Below are 2204 nucleotides of genomic sequence, written 5' to 3' on the forward strand. Positions count from 1 at the left end.
GTGGGCTACTGGGGGGGGACTGTAGGGGAATGGGCGGGGGGGGGCCGCGGGCTCCCCCCCCTCCCCCCCCCCCCGCCCCCGGGCGTTCCGGTCCCCGGGTGCCGGCCGCTTTCCGCAGCGCCGCCACTCGACTCAGTTGTAGTACAGCCAGATGTCGGCATAGACGCTGGCGTTCCCGTGCGGGAGGATCCGCGCACGGAAGTTGCCGCCGAAGTACTTCCACGGGCTGCACGTCTTGTTCTTCGGGCCGTAGTAGTGAGCCGTCCACTGGGTGCCCGAGTCCGACACGAACAGCACGTAGTAGCCGTCGGTCAGGTGGTTGCCCCAGATGTTGAAGCAGATCTGCGCGCTTGAACCCGCCCACGCGCTGGGTGTCGCGCCGACAGTGCCCGAGTACGAGTGGACACGGAACGGGCCGGACGTGTTCGCCGGCCTCGCGACGGCGGCCGACGCCGGACCGACGGCAGCGGACAACGCAGCGGTGGACAGGACCACCGCTCCGAGGGCGGCAGAGAACCTCCTGCGCATCAACTCTCCTTGTCCGGACGCCTCAAGAGAGGCCACAGGGACCATTCATCGAGCGAGCAAGGACACCGGCGCTCACGTCGACGAGCGTCCGGCAACGTCAACTTGACTATACCTCAAGGGAGATGGCGACACTGGCCGGCGCCACCACAGCACCGGCACCGGCACCGGCACCAAGCGCTTCCACCACCAGGCTGTAGGCGATCCCACCCTCGCCTACTGTGGGCGGTGGTCGACAGCGGGCCGGCCTGCGCGCTCGGTCACCTCGTCCCGCACGGAACCTCGCCGCCCGCCCTGCTCGGCGTCGCGGCGCCGGCGGCCGTCCTGGCGAACGTCAGCATTGCCGACCTGGTGCTGCTGTCCTGGCGCTACCGGCGGTGCGCCGACCACGCGGAGGCGATCGCCCGCCACGCCGGGCTGTTCGCACAGGCAGCGACAGCGGAGCCGTGAAATCCGTCCGGGCCCGGGCTGAGGCCTTACGGCAGCCCGGCGACGGCGGTCGCGTCCTGCAGGAACCGCCGGGTGGGCTCGTGCCCCACCATGCCCCGGTCGGTCACCAACATCGGCCCGAGCACCGGGTCGGCCGCGGGCTCCCCGCCCCGCAGCAGGCGGTCGAGCAGTGCGAGCGCGTTGTGGCCGTACGCGAGCGAGGCGGTCGCGGGCACCTGGGCGGCGAGCTCCCAAGCTCCGATGACCGTCACCCCGTCGCCGACGACCTTGGTGGTGTCCGGCCGGACGCCCTCGACGGTGCCGCCCTCCGGTCCGGCCACCAGGTCCACGAGGACCGAGCCCGGCCGCATCCGTGCCACCGCCGCCGTGTGGAGGAGCACCGGGGGCGTCCGGCCGGGCAGGTCGAGGGCCGTGACGACCACGTCGTGGTGGGCGACGGCCTCGGCGAGGCCGGTCACCCAGGCCAGGCGCTCACGGTCGAAGGTGTCCCACAGGTCCCGGTCGTCTGCCACCAGGGGGAGCCCGGGCAGGTCCAGCAGGCCGGCGCCCAGGGCGGCGACCGCGGCGCGCTCGCGGTGGCGCGGCTCGACCGCTCGGACCGGCGCACCGAGGCGGTGAGCCGTGTCGATCGCCTGCAGTCCCGCGTGGCCGGCGCCGACCACCAGCACCCGGACCGGGTCGAACAGCCCGTCCGTGGTGCCCCAGGGCGGCAGGCATCGGTCGAGCCGGGTGGCGGCCAGCAGGACCGCCCGGTAGCCGGCCACCCGACTCTGGGAGGCCTCGGCGTCCAGCGGGTAGGCGGCGGGGAGGTCCGGTGCCAGGTCGAGGCCGATCGCCGTCACTCCGCGGTCGGCCCACTGCCTGACCAGGTACGGGATCCGGTGCGGGCGCACCAGCGCGGCCAGTACCTGGCCGGGTCGCAGGTCAGGCACCAGGTCGGTGTTCGGCGGGTGGATGCCGAGCAGGACGTCCGCGCGGTGGAGCAGTTCGGCCCGTCCGGCCAGGGTGGCGCCTGCGGCCCGGTAGTCGCCGTCATGGTGCCCGGCCGGGCCGCCGGCGCCGGGCTCGACCAGGACGGTCGCGCCGAGGCGGACGGCGGCCGGAACCAGCTCGGGCACCAGGGCCACCCGGCGCTCGCCGGGTGCGGTCTCGCGGAGCACGCCTACCGTCGCGGTCCTCATCGCTGCCTCCGTTGCCCCGAGGTCGGCCAGCATGCCCAGTATGTCCCG

General features: G+C 74.0%; 3 protein-coding genes. 1 reads left to right on the forward strand and 2 read right to left on the reverse strand.

What is annotated here, in order from left to right:
* Positions 1-132 precede the first annotated feature (132 nt).
* On the reverse strand, positions 133-528 hold the full coding sequence (locus ACFQ87_RS40655) for a hypothetical protein (RefSeq protein WP_380615996.1): 396 nt from the start codon (positions 526-528) through the stop codon (positions 133-135).
* A gap of 225 nt (positions 529-753) precedes the next feature.
* On the opposite strand from ACFQ87_RS40655, the gene ACFQ87_RS40660 reads away from it, so the two are divergent.
* Positions 754-975, forward strand: coding sequence for a hypothetical protein (locus ACFQ87_RS40660; protein WP_380615997.1), 222 nt, complete (start codon positions 754-756; stop codon positions 973-975).
* Positions 976-1001: 26 nt separating this feature from the next.
* Here the strand turns inward: ACFQ87_RS40660 and ACFQ87_RS40665 are convergent.
* Positions 1002-2204 (reverse strand): hypothetical protein (locus ACFQ87_RS40665; protein ID WP_380615998.1); only part of this gene is annotated, 1203 nt, incomplete at its 5' end.

This window comes from Kitasatospora sp. NPDC056531 (genome assembly GCF_042794375.1).
Classification (GTDB): Bacteria; Actinomycetota; Actinomycetes; order Streptomycetales; family Streptomycetaceae; genus Kitasatospora.